Annotated in this window: 21 protein-coding genes; all 21 read right to left on the bottom strand. The window is 41.8% G+C overall.

The window, feature by feature from the left end:
* Positions 1 to 156: 156 nt before the first annotated feature.
* The 21 genes from ldhH to dnaJ all read right to left on the bottom strand — a co-directional run bounded on the left by ldhH (position 157) and on the right by dnaJ (position 20,585).
* Complete coding sequence (gene ldhH / locus cpu_RS02930; protein WP_075858503.1) at positions 157 to 2,247, bottom strand: L-lactate dehydrogenase (quinone) large subunit LdhH; 2,091 nt, start codon at positions 2,245 to 2,247, stop codon at positions 157 to 159.
* Complete coding sequence (locus tag cpu_RS02925; RefSeq protein WP_077177143.1) at positions 2,247 to 2,825, bottom strand: LutC/YkgG family protein; 579 nt, start codon at positions 2,823 to 2,825, stop codon at positions 2,247 to 2,249. Before cpu_RS02925 ends, ldhH begins: the two co-directional genes overlap by 1 nt.
* Before the next feature lie 37 nt (positions 2,826 to 2,862).
* Positions 2,863 to 3,558, bottom strand: coding sequence for a FadR/GntR family transcriptional regulator (locus cpu_RS14175; RefSeq protein ID WP_075858501.1), 696 nt, complete (start codon positions 3,556 to 3,558; stop codon positions 2,863 to 2,865).
* A 76-nt stretch (positions 3,559 to 3,634) separates the two neighbouring features.
* A complete protein-coding gene (locus cpu_RS02915; protein ID WP_077177142.1) occupies positions 3,635 to 4,879 on the bottom strand; it encodes a (Fe-S)-binding protein in 1,245 nt (414 codons plus the stop codon).
* Between the two features lie 13 nt (positions 4,880 to 4,892).
* Positions 4,893 to 6,260, bottom strand: coding sequence for an FAD-binding oxidoreductase (locus cpu_RS02910; RefSeq protein ID WP_075858500.1), 1,368 nt, complete (start codon positions 6,258 to 6,260; stop codon positions 4,893 to 4,895).
* Between the two features lie 63 nt (positions 6,261 to 6,323).
* Entirely contained in the window at positions 6,324 to 8,069 is a 1,746-nt protein-coding gene (locus cpu_RS02905) for an L-lactate permease (RefSeq protein ID WP_075858499.1), read from the bottom strand.
* Positions 8,070 to 8,387: 318 nt separating this feature from the next.
* The gene (gene era, locus cpu_RS02900) at positions 8,388 to 9,284 is read right to left on the bottom strand and encodes a GTPase Era (RefSeq protein ID WP_075858498.1); all 897 of its coding nucleotides are present in this window, start codon (positions 9,282 to 9,284) and stop codon (positions 8,388 to 8,390) included.
* A complete protein-coding gene (locus tag cpu_RS02895) occupies positions 9,274 to 9,906 on the bottom strand; it encodes a DUF502 domain-containing protein (RefSeq protein ID WP_075858497.1) in 633 nt (210 codons plus the stop codon). Before cpu_RS02895 ends, era begins: the two co-directional genes overlap by 11 nt.
* On the bottom strand, positions 9,872 to 10,354 hold the full coding sequence (locus tag cpu_RS02890; RefSeq protein ID WP_075858496.1) for a diacylglycerol kinase family protein: 483 nt from the start codon (positions 10,352 to 10,354) through the stop codon (positions 9,872 to 9,874). Before cpu_RS02890 ends, cpu_RS02895 begins: the two co-directional genes overlap by 35 nt.
* 1 nt (position 10,355) lies before the next feature.
* Entirely contained in the window at positions 10,356 to 10,784 is a 429-nt protein-coding gene (gene ybeY, locus cpu_RS02885; RefSeq protein WP_075858495.1) for an rRNA maturation RNase YbeY, read from the bottom strand.
* Entirely contained in the window at positions 10,781 to 12,871 is a 2,091-nt protein-coding gene (locus tag cpu_RS02880) for an HD family phosphohydrolase (RefSeq protein WP_077177140.1), read from the bottom strand. The genes ybeY and cpu_RS02880 overlap by 4 nt, the downstream gene beginning before the upstream one ends.
* A 19-nt stretch (positions 12,872 to 12,890) precedes the next feature.
* The gene (locus cpu_RS02875) at positions 12,891 to 13,868 is read right to left on the bottom strand and encodes a PhoH family protein (protein WP_075858494.1); all 978 of its coding nucleotides are present in this window, start codon (positions 13,866 to 13,868) and stop codon (positions 12,891 to 12,893) included.
* 2 nt (positions 13,869 to 13,870) lie between these two features.
* Entirely contained in the window at positions 13,871 to 15,016 is a 1,146-nt protein-coding gene (gene yqfD, locus cpu_RS02870; RefSeq protein WP_075858493.1) for a sporulation protein YqfD, read from the bottom strand.
* A gap of 5 nt (positions 15,017 to 15,021) precedes the next feature.
* Positions 15,022 to 15,273, bottom strand: a complete 252-nt coding sequence (gene yqfC / locus cpu_RS02865; RefSeq protein WP_075858492.1) for a sporulation protein YqfC — start codon at positions 15,271 to 15,273, stop codon at positions 15,022 to 15,024.
* A 49-nt stretch (positions 15,274 to 15,322) separates the two neighbouring features.
* Entirely contained in the window at positions 15,323 to 15,769 is a 447-nt protein-coding gene (locus cpu_RS02860) for a GatB/YqeY domain-containing protein (RefSeq protein ID WP_075858491.1), read from the bottom strand.
* A 9-nt stretch (positions 15,770 to 15,778) separates the two neighbouring features.
* On the bottom strand, positions 15,779 to 15,958 hold the full coding sequence (gene rpsU, locus cpu_RS02855) for a 30S ribosomal protein S21 (protein ID WP_075858490.1): 180 nt from the start codon (positions 15,956 to 15,958) through the stop codon (positions 15,779 to 15,781).
* Between the two features lie 41 nt (positions 15,959 to 15,999).
* Positions 16,000 to 16,341 carry a histidine triad nucleotide-binding protein gene (locus cpu_RS02850; protein WP_075858504.1) on the bottom strand — a complete coding sequence of 114 codons (342 nt, stop codon included), beginning with the start codon at positions 16,339 to 16,341 and terminating at the stop codon, positions 16,000 to 16,002.
* A 96-nt stretch (positions 16,342 to 16,437) separates the two neighbouring features.
* Positions 16,438 to 17,742, bottom strand: a complete 1,305-nt coding sequence (mtaB, locus tag cpu_RS02845; protein WP_075858489.1) for a tRNA (N(6)-L-threonylcarbamoyladenosine(37)-C(2))-methylthiotransferase MtaB — start codon at positions 17,740 to 17,742, stop codon at positions 16,438 to 16,440.
* Positions 17,739 to 18,485 carry a 16S rRNA (uracil(1498)-N(3))-methyltransferase gene (locus tag cpu_RS02840; protein WP_075858488.1) on the bottom strand — a complete coding sequence of 249 codons (747 nt, stop codon included), beginning with the start codon at positions 18,483 to 18,485 and terminating at the stop codon, positions 17,739 to 17,741. Before cpu_RS02840 ends, mtaB begins: the two co-directional genes overlap by 4 nt.
* Before the next feature lie 7 nt (positions 18,486 to 18,492).
* Entirely contained in the window at positions 18,493 to 19,410 is a 918-nt protein-coding gene (gene prmA / locus cpu_RS02835; protein WP_075858487.1) for a 50S ribosomal protein L11 methyltransferase, read from the bottom strand.
* 26 nt (positions 19,411 to 19,436) lie between these two features.
* The gene (dnaJ, locus tag cpu_RS02830) at positions 19,437 to 20,585 is read right to left on the bottom strand and encodes a molecular chaperone DnaJ (RefSeq protein ID WP_075858486.1); all 1,149 of its coding nucleotides are present in this window, start codon (positions 20,583 to 20,585) and stop codon (positions 19,437 to 19,439) included.
* Positions 20,586 to 20,589: the final 4 nt, after the last annotated feature.

The raw sequence follows: 20,589 nt of genomic DNA, 5'->3' as shown, positions 1-20,589 counted from the left end.
CATAAATTATATCATAAATTTAGGGGCTATTGTTATTTTATTCTACATTTTCTATTTTTTATAATACTTTTTTCAGGGGTCTCGGACGGTTCAACGAGCGAGCATTTTTTCAATACTGTTTAGAAATAGTTCGCTGCCAGAACCGTCCCTTTAGTACTATTTATAGGTTTTAGCAAGAATTGATGCCAAGTGCTCGACTTTTACTTGAGCTCCTTGTTTTTTAAGACCGCCATCAATTTGCATAAGACATCCCGGACAGGTAACCGCTACTTTTTCGGCCCCGGTTTCCATAATGTTTTGGTATTTGTTTTGGAACACTTTCTCGGAAATTTCCGGATATTTGATGGAGAAAGATCCCCCAAAGCCGCAGCACTGGTCAGAGTTAGCCATCTCCACTAAGTTTGCCCCGGTTTTAACAATTAGCTCCCGGGGCTCTTTTACCTGCCCCAGGCCCCGACGGGCGTGACAGGAATCGTGCAGGGTAAAGGTCCCGGATACTTTCCCTTCACCAACCGCCAAATACTTAAAGGCAAAATCGGTAAAATCAATTACCTTCCTTGATACTTCCCTGGCTTTTTCCCGGTACTCTTCGTCATCCTCTAAATATTTTTCATAATGCATTAGGGTTTCGCTGCACGTAGGGCAGGCAGTGACTATATAATCATAATCGTGCTTTAAAAATGCCTCAATGTTGTTTTTAGCCATCCTCACGGCAGCCTGTAAATCTCCGGAGTAATATGCGGGAGCCCCGCAACATCCCTGGTTTTCCGGTAAAACCACTTCATAACCGTTTTTCTCTAAAACCAAGAAAACATCTTCACCAATATCGGGATACATGTGTTCAATTAAGCAACCGCTGTAAAACAGCACTTTGCCTTTATTTCCTTTTTCCCTTGGCCGAACCCGATATTTTTTGTAAAGCCGCTCCCTAGCCAAGGTTGGAAACACTCTAAAAGAAGTAAGATTATCAAAACCAAAGGGTAAAGATTTAATCTCGCCGTTTTCCGCCACAATCCCCTGAAATTTTCGACCAAGACCTAAAAGAGAGTTGAAAAGCTTGGGATTGGCCAAGATTCTTTCAAAGATAAATTTTTGCACAAACGGTTGTCCATAAGTTTCAACAACCCTTTGACGTAATTTTAACAACAATTCCGGTAAATTTATGCCCGCAGGGCAAACGGTAGCACATTTAAGGCAACTGCCGCAGATGGCTTGTGGATCTTTAGCCGCTTCCAAGCCATGAAAGAAAGCGGTTAAAAGGGTACCGATAGGTCCGGTATAAACATGCCCAAAGACATGGCCCCCAACCTGCTGGTAAACAGGGCAAACGTTCAAGCAACCGGCACAGCGGATACACTGGAAAAGTTCTGCAAACACCGGGTCATCTTTTAGCTCAATCCGTCCGCTATCCAGTAAAATTATATAATGCTCCTGGCCGGCCCCCGCAGTCATCACGGTCATATAGCTGGTAATTTTCTGGGCAGTAGCGTTTCGGGGAAGGGCCCGCATGATTGGGATGGCATCCTTTAACTTAGGAACTAATTTTTCAACCCCCACTAAACTTATCCGTACCTTGGGCAACGTAGTGGTTAGCCGGGCATTTCCCTCATTGGTAAAGAGAAAAATTGAGCCGGTTTCAGCTACCGCAATGTTGCCACCGGTAATCCCGGCATCGGCTTTTAAAAACTTATCCCTTAATTCCTGTCGGGCAAGCTTAACCATTTGGGCAATATCCGGAGCTACTTCCCGGTCCAGTGCCTTGGAAAAAATAGCAGCCACTTCTTCACGGGTAAGGTGAATTGCCGGCATTACCATGTGGGAGGGCTTTTGCCCGTCAAGCTGTAGAATCCACTCCCCAAGGTCGGTTTCCACTACCTCAATGCCGTGTTTAATAAGCTCTTCATTCAGGTGAATTTCTTCGGAAGCCATGGATTTTGATTTTACCACAATTTTGGCGTTTTTCGCCTTTAATATTTCTACTATTGCTTGTCTTGCATCATTAGCCGAGTGGGCAATTATAACCCGGGCACCATTTTTCTCGGCATTGGTCCGAAATTCTTCCACGTAAAGATCGAGCTTTTGCCTGACCTCGGTCCTAGCCGCCTTTATCTCCCGGCGCAGCTCTTCAAAATCAACATCGCCAAAAGCTTTTTCCCGGGCTAAAACATAATTGTTGCCAAAGTTGGTTAATGCCCGACGTAAGGTGGGATTCCCAAGGGCTTTTTTTATTTTTTCTTTATTAGCCATTACGCCTCACCCTCTTTTAAAAATACAATGAGTCGCCCCGGTCCGTGAACTCCGATGGTTAAAACCCTTTCAATATCAGCAGTTCGTGAGGGACCGGTGATAAAGTTTAAGTATCCCGGTAACTTTCCAGCATAATGTTTAAATACATCTTCATATTTTTCCACAATCTGGCTTTCTTCCAGAACTACAATGTGCACCGAAGGTAGAGTGGTTATTTTTCTAAGCTTCAGGTCCTCCGCCACCAGCACCAGGGAACCCGACTCGGCTACAGCTAAATCCGCACCGGTAAGTCCTACTTCAACTTCTTCGCTCGGTCGGTAATCTTCCTTAGGAAGTTCTACCGCCACTTTTTCCCTTAACTTTTCTAAAAGCCCCTCAATTTGCGGATGGGGATAGTACATCACTTTCCGGACACCAAGACCGGTTAACACCCCAGCCAAACTATCAATTAACTGTTCATTGGTTGTACAGCAAATAACTTCGCCACCCACAGCAGTAAGTTCCGTAATAAACTTTTCCTTTAACACCCAATCACCACCTTTGGTATTATGTCCTGATGGTCTGACCTCAGATTTCATAATTTCCTCTTTTCAAAACTAAAATATTTTCATTCCCTTACTCTTCTAACAATTTTTCTTCAGCCACCGTTAAATGTTCCTCTAAAACCTTTTGAGCTCTAATTTTATCTCGATCTTTTATTGCTTCTAAAATTTCTTTGTGGTATTTATAAAAAATTTCAGGCATCCCCGGAGTTCTAAAAAGCCGCTCACGGTTTATTTTTAGAGACTGGCGCATAGTGTCGGCAATGGAATTCATAAGGCGCACCAAGAGGGAATTATGGGTGGCTAGTGCCAAGCCATAATGAAACATAAAATCTGCTTCATCCCCTAAATCACCCTGCTTTAAGTCTTTTTCCATTATTAAAACGGCCTCTTCTAAGCGTTCTATATCTTCATCGGTAGCCCGTTCGGTAGCCAGTACTATCGCCCCGGATTCTAAAATTTTTCTCACTTCTAAAACTTCCAAAGTTGTATCTAACAGCAACAACAGAGTTAGGGACTGAAAGGATTTATCCGCTGCCACTTCCCGGACAAAAGTGCCCTCCCCAGGTCTTACTTCTAATACTCCCAATACTTCTAAAGCACTTAATGCCTCTCTAACCGATGCTCTACTGACCCCAAGGCTTTCGGCCAGTTCTCTTTCGGACGGAAGTTTATCTCCTGGCTTTAATTCCCGCCGGGCAATTAACGACCTAATCTGCTCGATTATTTCTTCGTAAATTTTCTTGGTTCTTATCTGCTGAAAATTCATAGAAAACCTCCGGCAAAACTTCTTTGTTTTATATTTATTTTCTCTATTTTCCCGCTAATTCCTGCAATGATTAATATTATTTTTCCTTATACCCCTCTGCTAGAAGTTCTGCCACATGGAAAACCCTAATATTCGAACCTTGTTTGGCTAAGGCATCATTTAACTGGAGCATGCATCCCGGGCAGGAAGTAGCCACTACTTCCGCGCCGGTTTCAATGATATCTAAAGCTTTTTTCCTACCAATAGCTTTCGAGAGGGGATAATGGGTCAGGGAAAAAGAACCGGCCCCGCCGCAGCAGGTAGCAGGCTTTTTCATTTCCCTAAAGTTTCCCCCTAAAACTGCTTTTAATATTTCACGGGGTTGCTTATTTACTTTAAGCTTCCGGTTTAAATGGCAGGGATCATGGTAAGTTACTTTTAAATTTAGTTTTTTGGGTCTTATAAAGCCTTTTTCCACTAGATATTCATTGATGTCCCGGGTCTTTTCGGCAAGCTTTTTGGCTTTTTCAAGGTATTCCGGCTCATCGGTAAAAAGTTCAACATACCCCTGTCGTAAAGTTACCCCGCAGGTAGAACAGCTGGTTATAACGTAATCGGCATCCGTCGCAAGATAAGTGTCTATCACATAACGTCCTAAGCTCTTGGCCGACTCTATATCCCCATGCACCCGGGCGGGAGTCCCACAGCAGCTTTGCTTTTCCGGTACTACCACCTGTGCTCCGTTGTGTTTTAAAACATCAATTACCGCTTCCCCAACGTTAACATAAACGTTATTGATCATACAGCCGGGGAAATACAAAAGCTTTTCTTTCCCAGAAGTTTGTTTAGACCTGGCCTTTTCCACCAGAGTTTCCTTAGAAAACTCGGGTAACAGCCGGTTTTCATGGTCTTCGAGGAGGCCAAACCGAAGTTTTCTTCCCGATCGACCTTTAACCTTTTTCATGGCAAGACCCTGAAAACGGGAAGCCATTTTCAGGCCAAAATTAAAAAGTCTGGGTTTGCGTAAAACTTTAAAGATTGCTTTTTTCACTGGCGGTAAGCCATTTTCTTTGGCCAAATAATCCCTGCCATATAAGAGAATTTTCTCATAATTAACCCCGCTGGGGCAGTTTTCCTGGCAGGCAAGGCAGGTAAGACAGGTAGCAATTTTTTCCGCCAGGTATTCGGTAGGCTTTAATACCCCTTCGGTAACCCCTTTGATAAGCTGAATCTTTCCCCGGGCTACTTCCGCTTCCATTTTAGTTTCCTTATATATGGGGCAAACCGCCTGGCAGTTACCGCAGCGCATACACTTTAAAAACTCTTGTTGAATCTCAATCACAAACCTTCCCCCCCTACGCCATTTTCCCGGGGTTTAAGATATTATTGGGATCAAAAGCAAGTTTTAAGCGTTTTAAAAGATTAACCCCCGCTTCCCCCATTTCCCAGAGGAGAAAACGGTTTTTCGCCATGCCAATGCCGTGTTCCCCGGAAAGCGTTCCTCCAAGTTCTAAAGCTGCTTTAAAGATTTCTTCCACAGCTTTTTCCACGCGCTGCCATTCTTCCCGGTTAGTTTCGTCGGTTAGGATTGTAGGATGAAGATTCCCATCGCCAGCATGGCCAAAAGTACCAATAATTAAATTATATTTTTCACTAATTTCTTTTAACTTCTTTAACATAGCAGGAACTTGACTCCGGGGAACTGTGGCATCTTCCAAAACAGTTGTAGGACTTACCTGGGCTAAAGCCGGTAATGCCGCCCTCCGAGCTTCCCAGAGTTTTTCTCGCTCTTCATCATTTTTGGCTTCAGATACTTCTCCCCGATTCTTTTCCAGGACCTGCCGAATAATCTTAGCTTCCATTTCCACCTGTTCCGGATAGCCATCGGATTCCACCAGTAAAATGGCCTGGGCATTTACCGGTAAACCAATGTTTTTAAATTTTTCCACCGTCCGGATAGTTGTTTGGTCCATAATTTCTAAAGTTGCCGGAATAACCCGATTTTTAATAATTTCGGCAATAGCGTTCCCAGCATCGTCAATACTGTTAAATACAGCTAAGAAGCTTTTTTTGGCTACCGGTGCGGGAATAAGCTTTACAATAATTTTCGTAATAATTCCCAGGGTACCTTCACTACCCACCATTAACGCAGGCAAATCGTAGCCGGTAACATTTTTAACGGTCTTGCCGCCAAATTTTAAAAGTTCCCCGGTACCAATTACCGCCTCAATTCCCATAATGTAATGCTTGGTTACCCCGTATTTTAAACCCCGAAGCCCACCGGAACACTCGGCCACTGAACCGCCCATAGTAGCAGTAGTAACCGTTCCCGGGTCCGGCGGATAAATCAAGCCGTAGGGTTTCACCGCTTCGTTTAAATCGTTGATAATTACCCCCGGCTCCACGGTAGCCGTAAGGTTATCAAGATCAATCTCTAAGATTTTATTGAGGCGATTCAACTCTACCACTACCCCTTTTGCCGCCGGAATAGTTCCACCGCTTAAATTAGTCCCTGAACCCCGCGGATAAAGGGGAATTTTATATTCGTTGGCCCATTTAACAATCTCGACTACCTCCTCGGTGCTCTCAGGAAATACCACCGCTAAAGGCATTTGGTTTTTTAACCCTGCCGTGGCGTCATAACCGTAAACAAAAAGCTCCTCCGTTTGCGTTTTAATCTTCGCGGAACCAAGAATTTTTTCTAACTTGGCCAGTGCTTCCACTTAAAAAAACCTCCCCAAAACTATCCGGGGGGAATGGTTCCCCCCGATTAGTTTTATTTTAGTTTATTTTTTATTAAAGGCTGCAACTAAACCCCAGAGGGCTAAAATTACCACTGCGGTAATCCCAAGAATGGTAAGTCCCGGGCCGGTATGTACCGGAGCTTGAGCAGCGGCTACTGCGTTTTCAATCATTTTATAAGCCGGAATCCAGCTTTTAAGGTAGTACGCCTGAAGATATGTGATTATCCCTACTACGATGGCAAACAAAAAGCTCTGCAGAACAGTGAGCCGGAAAAGCTCTGCTTCTTTGCCTACCAACCCCACCGAAGCAGTTGCTACCGCTATACTTTGAGGTGATATCATTTTTCCGGTAAATCCACCCGAGGTATTGGCTGCCACTGTTAAAACCAAAGGTATTCCCAGCTTTTCTGCAGAAGCTGCCTGGAGTTTAGCAAAGAGAGCATTAGCCGAAGTATCCGAACCGGTTATAAACACCCCGAGCCAGCCAAGCATTGGTGAAAGAAAGGCAAAAGCTTTTCCTGTAACGGTTAGCGATAAGCCCAACGTTTGGCTCATCCCGGAGAAATTAGCAACATATGCAAAGCCTAATACTGCCGCGATGTTAATAAGCGGATATTTTAAACTCTTAAGAGTCTCAACAAACACATTAACCGCATCTTTAAAGCTAATTCGTAAAATTAAAATTGTAATTATTGCAGCAATAAGGATTGCTGTACCGGCAGCTGACAGCCAGTTAAATTTAAAGACCGCTTCCATTGCTTTATCAGCCCCCGGTTTGTAAATTAAACCATCTAACCCAGGAATAGGTAACTTAAGGGTAACAAGCTCCAGAACATTTTTTACCTGATTTAACCCCCAGTCGCCAACTAAAATCGTTAATACAATAAACGGCGACCAGGCTTTTAAAATAACTCCGGCAGAGTGTTTCTTCACCTGTAATGTTGCCGGAGGCTCATTGGCAAACCGCCAGATATTTTTCGGCTTCCAGACCTTCAAGAATAAGACTAAAGCTATAATCGTAACCAGGGAAGCTATAATATCCGGAAGCATCGGTGAAAGATAGTTTGCCGAAAACCATTGAGCTCCCGCAAAGACAACACCAGTTACCAGCGCCGCCGGCAGTACTTCGACAAGTCCCTTCCAGCCGGACATAATAAAGACCATCCAGGCCGGTATAACTGCCGATAAAAGCGGTACCTGGCGACCTATCATCTTACTAATCGCCATGGCGTCAATTCCCGTTACCTGTCCCGCCACAATAACCGGAATGCCAATGCCCCCGAAGGCTACCGGAGCGGTGTTGGCAATTAAACAAATCCCAGCTGCATACAGTGGTTCAAAACCAAGCCCCATTAACATCGCTGCTGTAATTGCTACCGGAGTCCCAAAACCAGCAGCACCTTCTAAAAACGCCCCAAAGGCAAAAGCAATTAATAAGGCCTGCAGCCGGCGGTCTTCGGTAATGGATGCAATGGAATCTTTGATAATCTCAAATTGCCCAGCTTTAACGGTGAGATTATAAAGATAAATCGCCGTAAACACAATCCAGCCAATAGGGAAAAGTCCGTATAAAGCGCCGTTTACCGCTGACATCAAAGCAAGATTTACGGGCATTTTGTACTCAAAAACCACAACAATAATGGCCAAAAGCAACGTCAAAAGACCCGCCATATATCCTTTCATTTTTTTGATGGCCAACGCCCAGAACAGGAAAAAAATCGGAAGCGCCGCCAACAATGCCGACAACGCAATGTTGCCAAGGGGATCATAATTTTGCGTCCAGCTCACCTCATACCCCTCCTGAAAAATTTTGTCACTTACCATACCATACGGCCGTATGATGGTCTGACCATTCGATTATTAGTTTACCATACAAATTTAAATTTTCAATATATTCTCAATGTTATAATTTTCACATTTCGCCCGGAAAAAGAGGTATTAAAGGCGTTATTGCTTAATTGCTTATGACAAAAATGCAGTATTATCAAAGACCTAAATTTGTTCTATATTTCACGTTTTTGTTTTATAATAGCCCTCCTATAAAAAATTTTTATATTACTACACCCTGAAACTAAAGCGGGCCTAAGCCCGCTCTTTTACTAAAGGTTATTCAAACTCGGTAAAGCCAAAATTACGAATCCAGACGTCTTTATTTCGCCAGTCTTCTTTTACTTTTACCCATAAATCAAGGTAAATATTGCTTCCTAATAGCCGCTCAATTTCTAACCTTGCCCTTTGACCAATCTCTTTCAACATCTGGCCGTTTTTACCAATTATTATTCCCTTTTGACTATCTCTTTCTACATAAATTATCGCTGACACATATACAGTATTGCTATTTTCCCGGGGTTTTACCTCTTCCACCACTACCGCTACCGAATGGGGAATTTCTTCCCGGGTTAAGTGTAATATTTGCTCCCGAATGTATTCCGCTATGATAAATCGTTCCGGATAATCGGTTACCTGACCTTCCGGGTAATAAGGAGGCCCTTCGGGTAATAATTCAAAAATTCCCGTCAACAATTCGGCAACACCTACTCCGTTTAAAGCAGATAAAAAATAAGTTTTAGCAACTTGTATTTTGCTTTTAATTTGACTGGCAATATTTTGTGCCTCACTCATCTTAACCATATCAATTTTATTAACCGCAAGGATAATTGGAGTTTTTACTTCCGCTAAAGTCTTTAGGAGATAGTTTTCCTGGGGCCCAATGGGGGAATTAGCTTCTACCACGTATAATAAAACATCTACCTCGTTTAAACTAGTAAGCGCTTGTTTTAACATAAATTCGCCAAGTTTATTGCGGGGCTTTTGGACCCCCGGAGTATCAATAAAAATAATTTGCCCCATAGCGCTGGTTAAAACTGCCCGGATTTTATTTCGGGTAGTCTGGGGTTTATCCGACATAATAGCAATTTTAGTCCCGACCATCTGGTTTAAAAGAGTGGATTTTCCCACATTGGGCCGCCCAATAATAGAAACAAAACCCGATTTATAACTCATCCCATACCTCCCTTTCCGGCTGGACAATACCACCGGAAACAATAATTTTTAAAGCATCTTCTACCGAAAGATTTAATGGTATTACATCCCTTTCGGGCAAGTATAAAAGCCAGCCCGAAGTTGGGTTGGGAGTAGTAGGTAGAAAGACCGGTAAAAGCTTTTCCTCGGTTTTTTCATTTATTTCATTAAGTCCAGAACCGGTTATAAAGCCTAACGCATAACTATTTTCATTGGGATACCTTACCAATACCACACTTTTAAAAGCATCCCTTTCGGGATGCAAAAAAGTTTCAATTAATTGCTTAGATGTCTTATAAAGGGTACGAGTCACCGGAAGCTTTATAAAAAGTTGCTCAAATTTTTTAAGGATTTTTCCGCCGATAAAATTGGTAGCCAGCATGCCAACGGTAGGTATCAAGAGGGCTACTGTTAAAAACCCAAGCCCAGGAATGTCAAGACCAAAAATCTTTGCAAAAAAACCTCTCAGGGGCCGGTCAAAAAAGGAAAATAAGGTATATAAGATGTAGATAGTTATAGCCGCAGGTGTTATTACTACGAGACCGGTTAAAAAATAGTTGCCAAGTTTCTTAAAAATGCCCTCTCCCCCCTCGCGACCTGCCATAACTTAGGAAAGTATATAGAAGAAACAAAAGCCCTATTAACAAAAGTAAAATATGAAAAGGATAAAGCCTGATTCGGTAGAGATTTAAATAAGATAAGCCCTTTATTTTTGGTATAATCACAAGAAAAAATACTCCAATACTGTTTATTGCCGCCAGGAGCACTGCTCCTGCTGCAACATCCTTGGCAATTTTGGCAAGGCGGTGATAATCTTTTGTAAACAAATCTACCGTGGCTTCAATAGCCGTATTTATCATTTCCGTTATAATTACCAGAGCTACGGCAAAAAAAACAAATAAGTAGTCATATCCGTTAAAAGGCAAAAATAAAGAAAGGGTTAAAACTCCAATACCCGCTAAAAAGTGAATTTTCATATTTCTCTGGGTACGTAAACTATAAATTAATCCCCAAAAGGCATAGCTAAAGCTTTCTTTTAAGCTTCGGCGCATATTAACGCTCCAATCCCAGAGCTTTTAAGATTTTTTCTTCCTTTTCCCGCATAATACGGGTTTCTTCCTCTGTATAATGATCGTGCCCAAGCAAATGTAAAACTCCATGCACTGTTAAAAAGGAAACTTCCCTTAAAAAACTATGACCATACTCTTTGGCCTGTTCTAATGCTTTTTCTAAAGAAATCACTACATCTCCTAATACATCGTCTTCATCATCGGCTAAGGGAAAAGATAAAACATCGGTTGGAGTATCTTTTTGGCGGTAATCCCGGTTTAAAGACTGAATGTAATTATTATCTACCAGCGCAACACTTACTACCCCTTCGCATCCTTCCTCGTTTAAAGTAAAACTTACAGCTTTCTCTATTGCCTGAAGTAAAATATCATCTACCAGCACTTTATCTTGAAGATTATTAATTTCCGTCAAGATTTTTTCTCCTTTCTTAGAGCTTCCGGATTTATGTCCGGATACTCCACCCGGTTATGGAAAATTCCCGATAATACCTTATCAAAAGCTTGAGCAATATTGTGTAAATCCTGAAAGGTTAAATTAGATTCATCCAACTGCCCATCTAAAAGCTTGTCCTTTATTACTTTTCGTACCAAGCCTTCTATCCGCCCGGGGGTTGGGGATTTTAACGAACGTACCGCCGCTTCCACCGAGTCAGCCAGCATTACTAAAGCTGCTTCTTTAGTTTTGGGCTTAGGTCCTGGATAGCGAAAATCTTCATCCTTTACCTCCGACCCGTTTATTTCTATTGCCTTTTGGAAAAAGAATTTTAAGATGCTGGTACCATGGTGCTGTTCAATAATATCCACCACCACCGCCGGGAGCTTATACTCCCGGGCCAGCTCTACCCCGTCTTTGATATGGGAGGTTACAATTAAAGTACTTAAATTAGGAGTTAGCTTTTCATGAGGATTGGTGCTGCCAAACTGATTTTCCACAAAAAAGTAAGGCCGTTTTAATTTACCAATGTCGTGGTAAAATGCCCCCACCCGGGCTAAAAGGCTATCAGCATTTACTTTTTCCGCTGCTGCTTCCGCTAAATTCCCTACCAGTAAGCTATGATGGTAAGTTCCTGGAGCTTCCATTAAAAGCTTCTTTAAAAGGGGATGGGAAGGAGTAGCTAGTTCTAATAAAGTAACCGCCGAGGTAACTTTAAAGGTCGTTTCTAAATAGGGTAAAAAGCCGTTGGTAAAAACTGCAGCTAAAATTCCATTTATCGGACCTAAAACTAAAGCTGCTAAAAAAGCTGTACTCAATGAAGTTTTATCAATTAGCTCTAAAGCAAGAATCGCTATTGTTGCTACAATTCCTATATTTAACCCAGCTCGAGCTAAATCTTTACGCTGGCTTAGGTGGGAAACACCAAAACCACCGGCAAGGCCTGAAAAAAAGGCCACTACCGACATTTTAAGATTTAACTCCGTCCCAATTCCAATTAAAAGAGCTAGAATTGCTGTCATTAAAAGGGAAAGATTAAAGTCAATTAAGATCGCTATTAACATAGTGGCAGCACCTAAAGGTACCGCATAGCCAACAAGGGGTGTCATCTCGGGAAAAGCCCCTACATTTATGGCTAAAATGCTTTTTGCAAGAGCCAGAATAAAAAAGGAAATTATCCCCAATAACACTAATAAATTTAAATTATTAAACACCTCTCGCCGCTGCTGGTAGAGATAAAAAAGCGGCGTTAACATTGTAAATAAAATAATAAAAACTGCTCCAATAAAATTTCTAAAGGAAGGCTTTGGCTTTAAAAGCCCCAAAGCCTCTAATTTTGCTAAATGTTCCGGAGTTACTATTTCCCCTTCTCCTATTATTTTTTGATTTTGCTTTACCGATACCCAGACTTTGGGCACCGCTTGCGCCGCTCGATCCCGAAGCTTTTCGGTAGCTTCCGGATCATATACTGCATTGGGCCGTAAATAATAATTTAAGCTTAAAAGTAAAACCTCTTTTTCCGGGTAACTTAAATTATACCGGCTAACCTTGTCCGGAAGGGTTGCCTTAATTTCGGTAAAATTTTCTGGAGTTATTTCTTTTTTTAAAAGTTCCCCCAAAATTTCCGTTGCAGCTCGCCCGCAAGCTTTCCAGCGTTCTACTGTAATGCCAGCTAAGTCATAAGCCATCCCCGCGGGCAAGGTAAAAGGCACTTCTGCGGTAATTAGTTTTTCTTTTTGTTTTTGAGGAAGACTTTGCTTGAGAATTTTTTCAATATTTAAGAAAAAGTTGTTTACTTCCCCCAAAATAGCCCCATTGGTTTCTGGGTTAATTAAGTAAACTTTTGGTACTTGACTGCGGGCTTTTTCCCGGGCTTCTTCGGTTTTGGCCTTATCTTCAAAAACTATACTCCGAGGAGCTTTGATAGTTTCTGGAGAAACTTGTCCTACCTGAAGGCTTATTTGGTGCGGAAAAAACTCCAAAAACATTAAAAAAAGATAGGAAACGAAAAAACCAGTAAACACTAATCCCCGGATTAGCCTTTGATTATTTTTTAGCCGCTCCAACCATACCTTTATTTTAAAATTAAGAATGACCCGTTCCCTCCCTGTCCTTGATTTTCCGGGCTTTTTCGTACTGCTCAATTATTTCCTGGACTAAGGGATGTCTAACCACATCTTCCCGGGAAAAATAAGAAAAACTAATGCCTTTAATCGGCTTTAAGATTTGTTCTGCTTCAACCAGTCCCGATTCCTGACCCCGGGGTAAGTCTACCTGCGTTGTATCCCCAGTAATTACCGCTTTAGAACCAAAACCCAAACGGGTTAAAAACATTTTCATTTGCTCGGGAGTGGTATTTTGCGCTTCATCTAAAATAATAAAAGCATCATCCAAGGTGCGGCCCCGCATATACGCAAGAGGAGCAACTTCAATGATTTGTTTTTCTAAATATCTTTGAGTTGTCTCCAGCCCCAAAATATCATATAAACTATCGTACAACGGCCTTAAATAAGGATTCACTTTTTCCTGTAAATCTCCGGGTAAAAAGCCTAACTTCTCCCCTGCTTCCACTGCCGGCCGAGTTAAAATGATCCGGGCCACTTCCTTTTGCTTTAAAGCTAAAACCGCCATAACTACAGCCAAATAAGTTTTCCCGGTTCCTGCAGGGCCAATCGCAAACACAATATCATGTTTTTTAATAGCTTCTAAATACTTTTTTTGTCCAAGGCTTTTCGGCTTTATTTTTTTACCCCGTGGAGTAATGTAAACCGTTTCATCCCCTAAAAGACCTAAAACTCCACTTTTTTCTGCGGCAAAAGCGTAGCGAATTTCCCGGGTAGTTATAGGATTTCCGGCAAGGTAATAATTATAAAGGTCTTCTAGAAGCCCAACCGCTTTATTAACCGCCTCTTCTTCCCCGGATACCAGGATTTCTCCTTCTCTTAAATTTATAGTTACCGGCAAAAGTTCTTCAATGAGCTTTAAATTTTCATCGTATTTACCAAATAAAGCCCGAAAAAACTCTTGATCGGCTACGACCACATGCTGTTCTTTTTTAGCCAAATTCACTCCTCCTGTATTCCCGAAAGTCGCCCAATATTTTCAAAGGCCTGAGCTTTTACCGTTACCGTTACCGAATCCCCCATACCAGAAACGCTTTTTTCTAAATAGGTAATAAGCCTCGCATCCACTTCTTTTTTAAGCTCTTCTAATGCTAAATTATACGCCTTTTGAGCTCCTTCCTCAAGGGTTAGGTAATTCACATTCTTTTTTACTTGTTTATAAGTTACTCTATATAGTTCGATAGGAATGATTATATTCCTCCACCCTGGCAATCTATAACGTTTTTCTACCAAAATCGCCATTGAAAATTTTTCTTTAGGTTTTTTTATCGTTATCTCGTGTCTGCCAAAATAAAGTTTAATTAATTCACTTTCACGTCCGGTAGGAACAAGCCGTTCTTCTTTTAAAGGAACCGATACCTGTTTTTTATACCAGGTAACTGCTTTGATCGTCCCATCGGCAACAATGGCATTGCCCCACTCATCTACTCCGGAAATAAGCACCTCGCCAGCAGTAACCTTTTGTCCCATCCGTACTCTTAAGCTTCCGCGAAACACCAGGATCTCTTTTATTATGCCATCTCGCTTAGCGACAATATCGGCCTTTTTATATTTTTGCCCAATATTTCCTTTTTGCCTTTTACCGCTAACAATAAGCCAGACTCCCTTTTTTTCAATGCTCACCCAGGAAACATTGAGCATTTGGGCCATAATTTCCCGCTGTAAATATTTTTCGTCGATCTTTCTTTTCTCGGTCCAGGGTTTAATTCCCTTATCCCTTAAAATTTTATAGACTTTTTCCTTTTCCTGACCAAACCCCTTTACATCAATAAACCAGATAAATCCAGTTAAGGTATAAATTATACCTAAAAGTAAAAAAAGCCCGGCTATTATCCCTGGCCTTTTTAAAATCTTTTTCCCCCAAAAAGGCAATCCCTCTTTAGAAATTACTTGAGTTTTGGCCCCTACCTGTTTCCCTAACGCTTTTACTTTTCGAAAATTTTTCAGAGTTGTTTTAAAAGTAAGTCCATTTTTGTTATATTTTACTTCCCTTAAGTCAATTTGTCGGCTAAAGGCTAGGTTTAAAAAGCGCTCGATATCAGTTCCCTGAAGTTTAAAGCGTATTTCCCCAAAGAACCACCTGAACAAAAAAATTACCCCCTTTCAAAGCATACCCGTTCAATCTGTCCGGTAATTTGCAGTTCATCAGGAGTAATTAAAAATATTTCTAAGTTTTTTCCTTTAAGGATTATTTTTTCTTTAAGCCGGCTTATTTTTATTACTTCCGGTGAATATGCTAAAATCCCTTTGTGGCCTTCTACTATCACCATTTCACTGCCTAAAAAAACTACCCGTGGTAAATCGGCAAAAATTTCTCCCGGAGAAATTGTCCACTTTTTAGGCATAAAAAAACCCTCCCTGCTACATCAATATGCAGCCGGAAGGGTTTTCATGTTAATTTGTTAAAAGCTTTTTTACTAACTCCGATACTACCCGCCCATCAGCCCGACCTTTTACTTTAGCCATTACCGCTGGCATTACTTTTCCAATGTCCGAAAGTTTTGTAGCTCCAACTTCCACCATGGTTTGCCTTATAATTTCTTCTAGCTCTGCCTCCTTTAACTGAGCTGGAAGGTAACTTTTAAGGATTTTTACTTCCTCATTTATTTTGGCAATTTCCTCGGTTCGTCCGGCCTTTTCATAGTTGGGTAGGACTTCTTTGCGGGATTTGATTTCTTTTTGGATTATTCCAAGGATTTCTTCGTCGGTTAAACTTCTTCCCCGTTCTATTTCAGCATTTTTTATAGCTGCTTTTACCATCCTTAAAACATTAAGCCTTACTTTTCCTGCTGCCCTTTGTTTCATGCTTTCTTTTAAATCGTGTTCAATACGGTTTAACATACAATCACCTTAGGCATAACGCTTTTTCTTATTTTTGGCTTGAGCCTTCTTTTTCCTTCTCACGCTCGGTTTTTCGTAATGTTCCCTTTTGCGCATTTCAGCCATTAAGCCGGCTTTCTGGCACGATCTTTTAAAGCGTTTGAGCGCGCTATCTAAAGTTTCATTTTTGCCAACTCTAACTTCTGCCACTTTCTATCCCTCCCTCCATACCACCCCTTTTACCGCCTTAATCAGGCAAACTTTCCCAGCCGTTTACCGCCAATTAAGTGGAAATGGAGGTGGTAAATCTCTTGACCGCCATCTTTTCTGCAATTGGACACCAGGCGATATCCCGACTCACTGATTCCTTCCCTTTCGGCAATTTCCCGGGCTTTTAGTAGCAAGTGTCCAGCAAGCTCCCGGTGTTGTTCTCCTAAATCCGCAAGGCTTTCCACGTGCTCTTTAGGTACAATTAGTATATGCACCGGTGCTACCGGATTGATGTCACGAAAAGCTACCATTAAGTCGTCTTCATAAACTAGCGCCGAGGGAATTTCTTTCCGGGCAATTTTGCAGAAGAGACAGTCCATAATACCTTCACCTCCCCCCGGGAGAAAGGTATAATCCAATCCTTACAAGAGGAGATAATTCTACAATACACTATTAAATTCCTGCTGGCAAGAAAAATTTTAGTTATTTAGCATTTCCCCTAAAACGTATCCCTCTTTTACTTCCGTAATTTTTACCGGATAAATTTTCCCTCTTTTAATATTATTGCCGGAAAATTTAACTTTTAAATAATTATCGCTATGCCCTTCCCAAAGGCCTTCATTTCCCAATTCTTCCGGCACAACCTCTAAGGTTTTACCAATAAATTTCGACGCATAGTTGGTAAAAAGTTCACCTTTTAAATTAATTAACAACAAACTTCGCCGCTCTTTTTCCCGCTCTGGTACCTGTCCAGGCATTTTAGCTGCCAGAGTACCGTACCTAGGAGAAAATTTAAAAACGTGAACATCCATAAAACCAGCTTTTTTAATTAAATTATAGCTGTTTAAAAACTGCTGTTCGGTTTCCCGGGGAAAACCAACAATAACATCGGATGTTAAAGCAATATCAGGAATACGTTCTTTTATAGTTTCAATTAATCTTAAATACTCAGAAGCGGTATATTTTCGCCGCATAGCTTTTAAGATCTCGTCATCACCGCTTTGTAAGGGAAGATGGAGATGGCGGCAAAATTTTGGGCTATTTGCCAGTACTTCTAGTAAATCTAGGGTAAAGTCCTGGGGTTCAATGGAACTTAAGCGCAGTCTTTTAAGTTCTGGAATTTTAAATAATTCTTCTACTAAATCAGCAAGCTTGGGAAGCTCTTTTTTCTCCTGGCCGTAAGCTCCCGTATGAATGCCCGTAAGCACTATTTCCGAAAAGCCCTTTTGGGTAAGGCTTTTCACCTCCGCCACTACTTCCGTAAGCTTACGGCTTCTAAGGGGCCCCCGGGCATACGGTATAATGCAGTAAGCACAGTAACTATTACACCCTTCTTGAATCTTAACAAACGCCCGGGCTTTCCCCGGGGTAAGTTTTAAAGGCATTTCCTCAAATTCGGCAAGTTCTTCAAAACTAGCCACGGCATTAATTTTTTTTCGGTCAGCAAAAACTTTTTCCACCAGTTCTACCAGACGATTTTTATGAACGGTTCCCAAGACCAGATTTACTTCGGGTATCTTTAAAACTTCTTCCGGAGCTACCTGGGCATAACAGCCCACCGCTGCAATCACCGCCTCGGGATTTTTTTGGGCTGCTTTTCTAATCATCTGTCGGGATTTCCGGTCACTTAAATGGGTAACAGTACAGGTATTAATTATATAAGCATCGGCGTAATCATTAAAATCCACGACCTCATATCCTTTTTCCTGAAAAGCCCCTTTTAACGCTTCGGTTTCGTACTGGTTTACTTTACATCCTAAGGTGTAAAAAGCTACCTTTTTCACGTAAAATCTCCTCCAAGGTCACCCCATTGATATAAAACCAGGGATAGAGTTGCTATGGCCGCTGTTTCGGTTCGCAATATTCTCGGTCCTAAGCTTACTGTCTTTGATCCAAGAGTTTTTAAGTATTCAATTTCCCCAGGGGCAAATCCCCCTTCCGGTCCAATGACCACCGTTACTTTCTTAACCGGCGTTTCTTTTAAAACTTTTTTTAACGAAATTTGTTCTTCCCCTTCATAAGGAACTAAAAGAAGAGTATTTCCCAGAAATTCTGGAAGGGCTTTTAAATCAATAACCGGCAAAATTTTTGGAACCCGGCTAACTCCCGCTTGTTTTGCTGCTTCATAAGCTATTTTTTGCCACCTTTCCCGACGTTCTTTTTTCTTTCGCTCATCAAAAATTACAACCGTTCGCTGGGTTTCCACGGGAATAACGCGAAATACTCCTATTTCCGTAGCCTTTTGGATAATAAAATCCATTTTTTCACCTTTAGCTACTCCCTGAACTAAAGTAACTTCTACCGGTGGGACTGTTTTTACATATTTTTTAGCAAGAATCTTCAATTGAACCAGATCTTTGCGTACCGCTACGACCTGGCAGTAATAGCGAAAATCTTGTTCATCCTGCAAAGTTAGTTTTTCCCCGGGCTTTATTCTTAAAACTTTTGTCACATGCCGGGCATCTTCACCGGTAAGATAAGCATAATCCCCCTGGATTTGACCAGGGGGTAGAAAAAAATAAGGCACGTCAAACCTACTCCTTTCGTACAACCAAAAGGGACCAACCACCACGGTTTTGCCTTTCCACAAAAGTAAAGCCCGATTCCAAAAGTTTATCTAAAACCTCTTGTTCTCGTTCCAAAATTATCCCGGAACCAATGAAAATCCCTCCAGGAGTAAGCTTTTTAAAAGCGTCCGGGGCCAACTCTTTAATTACAGCTGCAATAATATTGGCAATAATTACATTTACCTGGGTAGCAAAACCGTGTAAAAGATCATTTTCAATTACAGAAACTTTACCAGAAAGCCGATTTAAAATAACATTTTCCCGGGCAACTTTTACCGCCACCGGGTCAATATCTACAGCATAAACATGCTCTGCTCCTAAAAGGGCAGAAGCTATGGCTAAAATCCCTGAACCGGTACCCACATCGGCCACTACTTTACCCGGAGCGATATACTTAGGCAAGGCTTCTAAAACCAAGGCGGTGGTATCGTGGGTTCCAGTACCAAAAGCCATTCCCGGATCGATTTCAATAACTTTTTTATTTTCTTCTCCGGAAGGTAACTTTTCCCAGGTGGGTTTTATTAAAAATTCCCCCACTGCAATTGGTTTAAAATATTTTTTCCAGCTATTAGCCCAGGCTTCGTCATCTATTTCCTGGAAATAAAGGTTAAAAGGGATAGCTAGAGCTTTTAACTTTTCATTAATCTGCCCTAATAAGGTATGAATATCTGCCGTTAAAGGAAAATAAGCCCGGACCGTTGCTCTTTCGGCCTGTAAAACCTTTTCCGGGAATTCATAAGCATCCCACATTTGGGCATTAATGTACTGCCAAAGTAAAAGGGGGTCTTCTATGCTTACCCCCCCGGTGTTGAATTCCCAAAAAAGATCCGCTACCGTTTCCGTAAAACCGCTTTCCACTTCCACCGCAACTTCAAGATATTTCACCGGCCTCACCTGTCTTTTTTTATAAATTATAACGCAAATTTATTTTTAAATTTATTAAATTTTTCTTTTAGGGTTTCCTCTTTTTTTTGCTTCGATATTTCCTCAAACTCGCGCAAAAGCTGTTTTTGTCGTTCGGTAAGTTTGGTCGGGGTCACTACTTTTACCGCTACATAAAGATTTCCCCGGCCTGAGCCATTTACCACGGGAACTCCCTTACCTTTTAGCGTAAAAACCGTACCGGTTTGGGTTCCTTCGGGAATTTCTAAAATTTCTGTTCCGCCGTCGATAGTCGGTATTTCTACCTTTGCTCCTAAAGCTGCCTGAACAAAAGTAATTTCTTTTTCCAGTTTTAGGTGAATGTCTTCCCGTTTAAAGAGCTTGTGGGGCTTAATTTTTATATATACAAACAAATCTCCTGGAGGGCCACCGTAACGTCCCGCTTCCCCACCTCCAGCAATTCTAAGTCTATGCCCGTGGTCAATCCCCGGGGGAATTTTCACAGTAAGAGAACGGCTCTTCCGCACAAGACCGCTTCCCCCACACTCCCGGCAAGGGGTTTTCGGAATTTTACCTTCCCCCCGGCACGTGGAACAAACCTGGCTTCTCACCATCCGGCCAAACAGAGTTTTAACTTCCTGGTGAATCTGTCCCCGTCCCTGACAGGTTGGACAGGTGATGATGGGAGTCCCCGGTTCTGCTCCATTGCCGTGGCAATGGCTGCAGGTTTCGGTCCGGGTCACTTTAATTTCTTTTTCCCCGCCAAAAACCGCTTCCTCTAAAGTAAGCTCTAAAACCGCCTCTAAGTCATCGCCGGGAACAGGGCCCGGGCGGGATTTTCTCCCACCACCAAAAACCATATCAAAAAGGTCACCAAAACCGCCAAAACTGCCAAAAATATCTTCAAAATTAATGCCGGCCCCGCCACTAAAACCTCCTTGGCCGGCAAAATTCCCATCTACTCCCGCATGGCCAAATTGGTCATAGCGGGCCCTTTTTTCCGGATCGGATAAAACTTCATAAGCTTCGTTAATTTCCTTAAATTTTTCTGCAGCATTGGGATCGTCTTTATTAACATCCGGGTGATACTTGCGCGCCAATTTTCGGTAAGCCTTTTTTATTTCTTCAGGGGTAGCGTTTTTTGCTACCCCTAATACTTCGTAATAATCCCGCTTCAATTAC

The organism is Carboxydothermus pertinax (assembly GCF_001950255.1).
Taxonomy (GTDB): domain Bacteria; phylum Bacillota; class Z-2901; order Carboxydothermales; family Carboxydothermaceae; genus Carboxydothermus; species Carboxydothermus pertinax.
The sequence above is the reverse complement of the archived record's forward strand: the minus strand, read 5'-3'. Positions and strand labels throughout refer to the sequence as shown.

Excerpts from the sequence above, each read along its gene's own strand:
- cpu_RS14175 (WP_075858501.1), bottom strand. The coding sequence starts at position 3,558 with ATGAATTTTCAGCAGATAAGAACCAAGAAAATTTACGAAGAAATAATC.
- era (WP_075858498.1), bottom strand. The coding sequence starts at position 9,284 with ATGAGTTATAAATCGGGTTTTGTTTCTATTATTGGGCGGCCCAATGTG.
- cpu_RS02860 (WP_075858491.1), bottom strand. The coding sequence starts at position 15,769 with ATGTTAAACCGTATTGAACACGATTTAAAAGAAAGCATGAAACAAAGG.
- cpu_RS02890 (WP_075858496.1), bottom strand. The coding sequence starts at position 10,354 with ATGCGCCGAAGCTTAAAAGAAAGCTTTAGCTATGCCTTTTGGGGATTA.
- yqfC (WP_075858492.1), bottom strand. The coding sequence starts at position 15,273 with ATGCCTAAAAAGTGGACAATTTCTCCGGGAGAAATTTTTGCCGATTTA.
- cpu_RS02925 (WP_077177143.1), bottom strand. The coding sequence starts at position 2,825 with ATGAAATCTGAGGTCAGACCATCAGGACATAATACCAAAGGTGGTGAT.
- cpu_RS02895 (WP_075858497.1), bottom strand. The coding sequence starts at position 9,906 with ATGGCAGGTCGCGAGGGGGGAGAGGGCATTTTTAAGAAACTTGGCAAC.
- ldhH (WP_075858503.1), bottom strand. The coding sequence starts at position 2,247 with ATGGCTAATAAAGAAAAAATAAAAAAAGCCCTTGGGAATCCCACCTTA.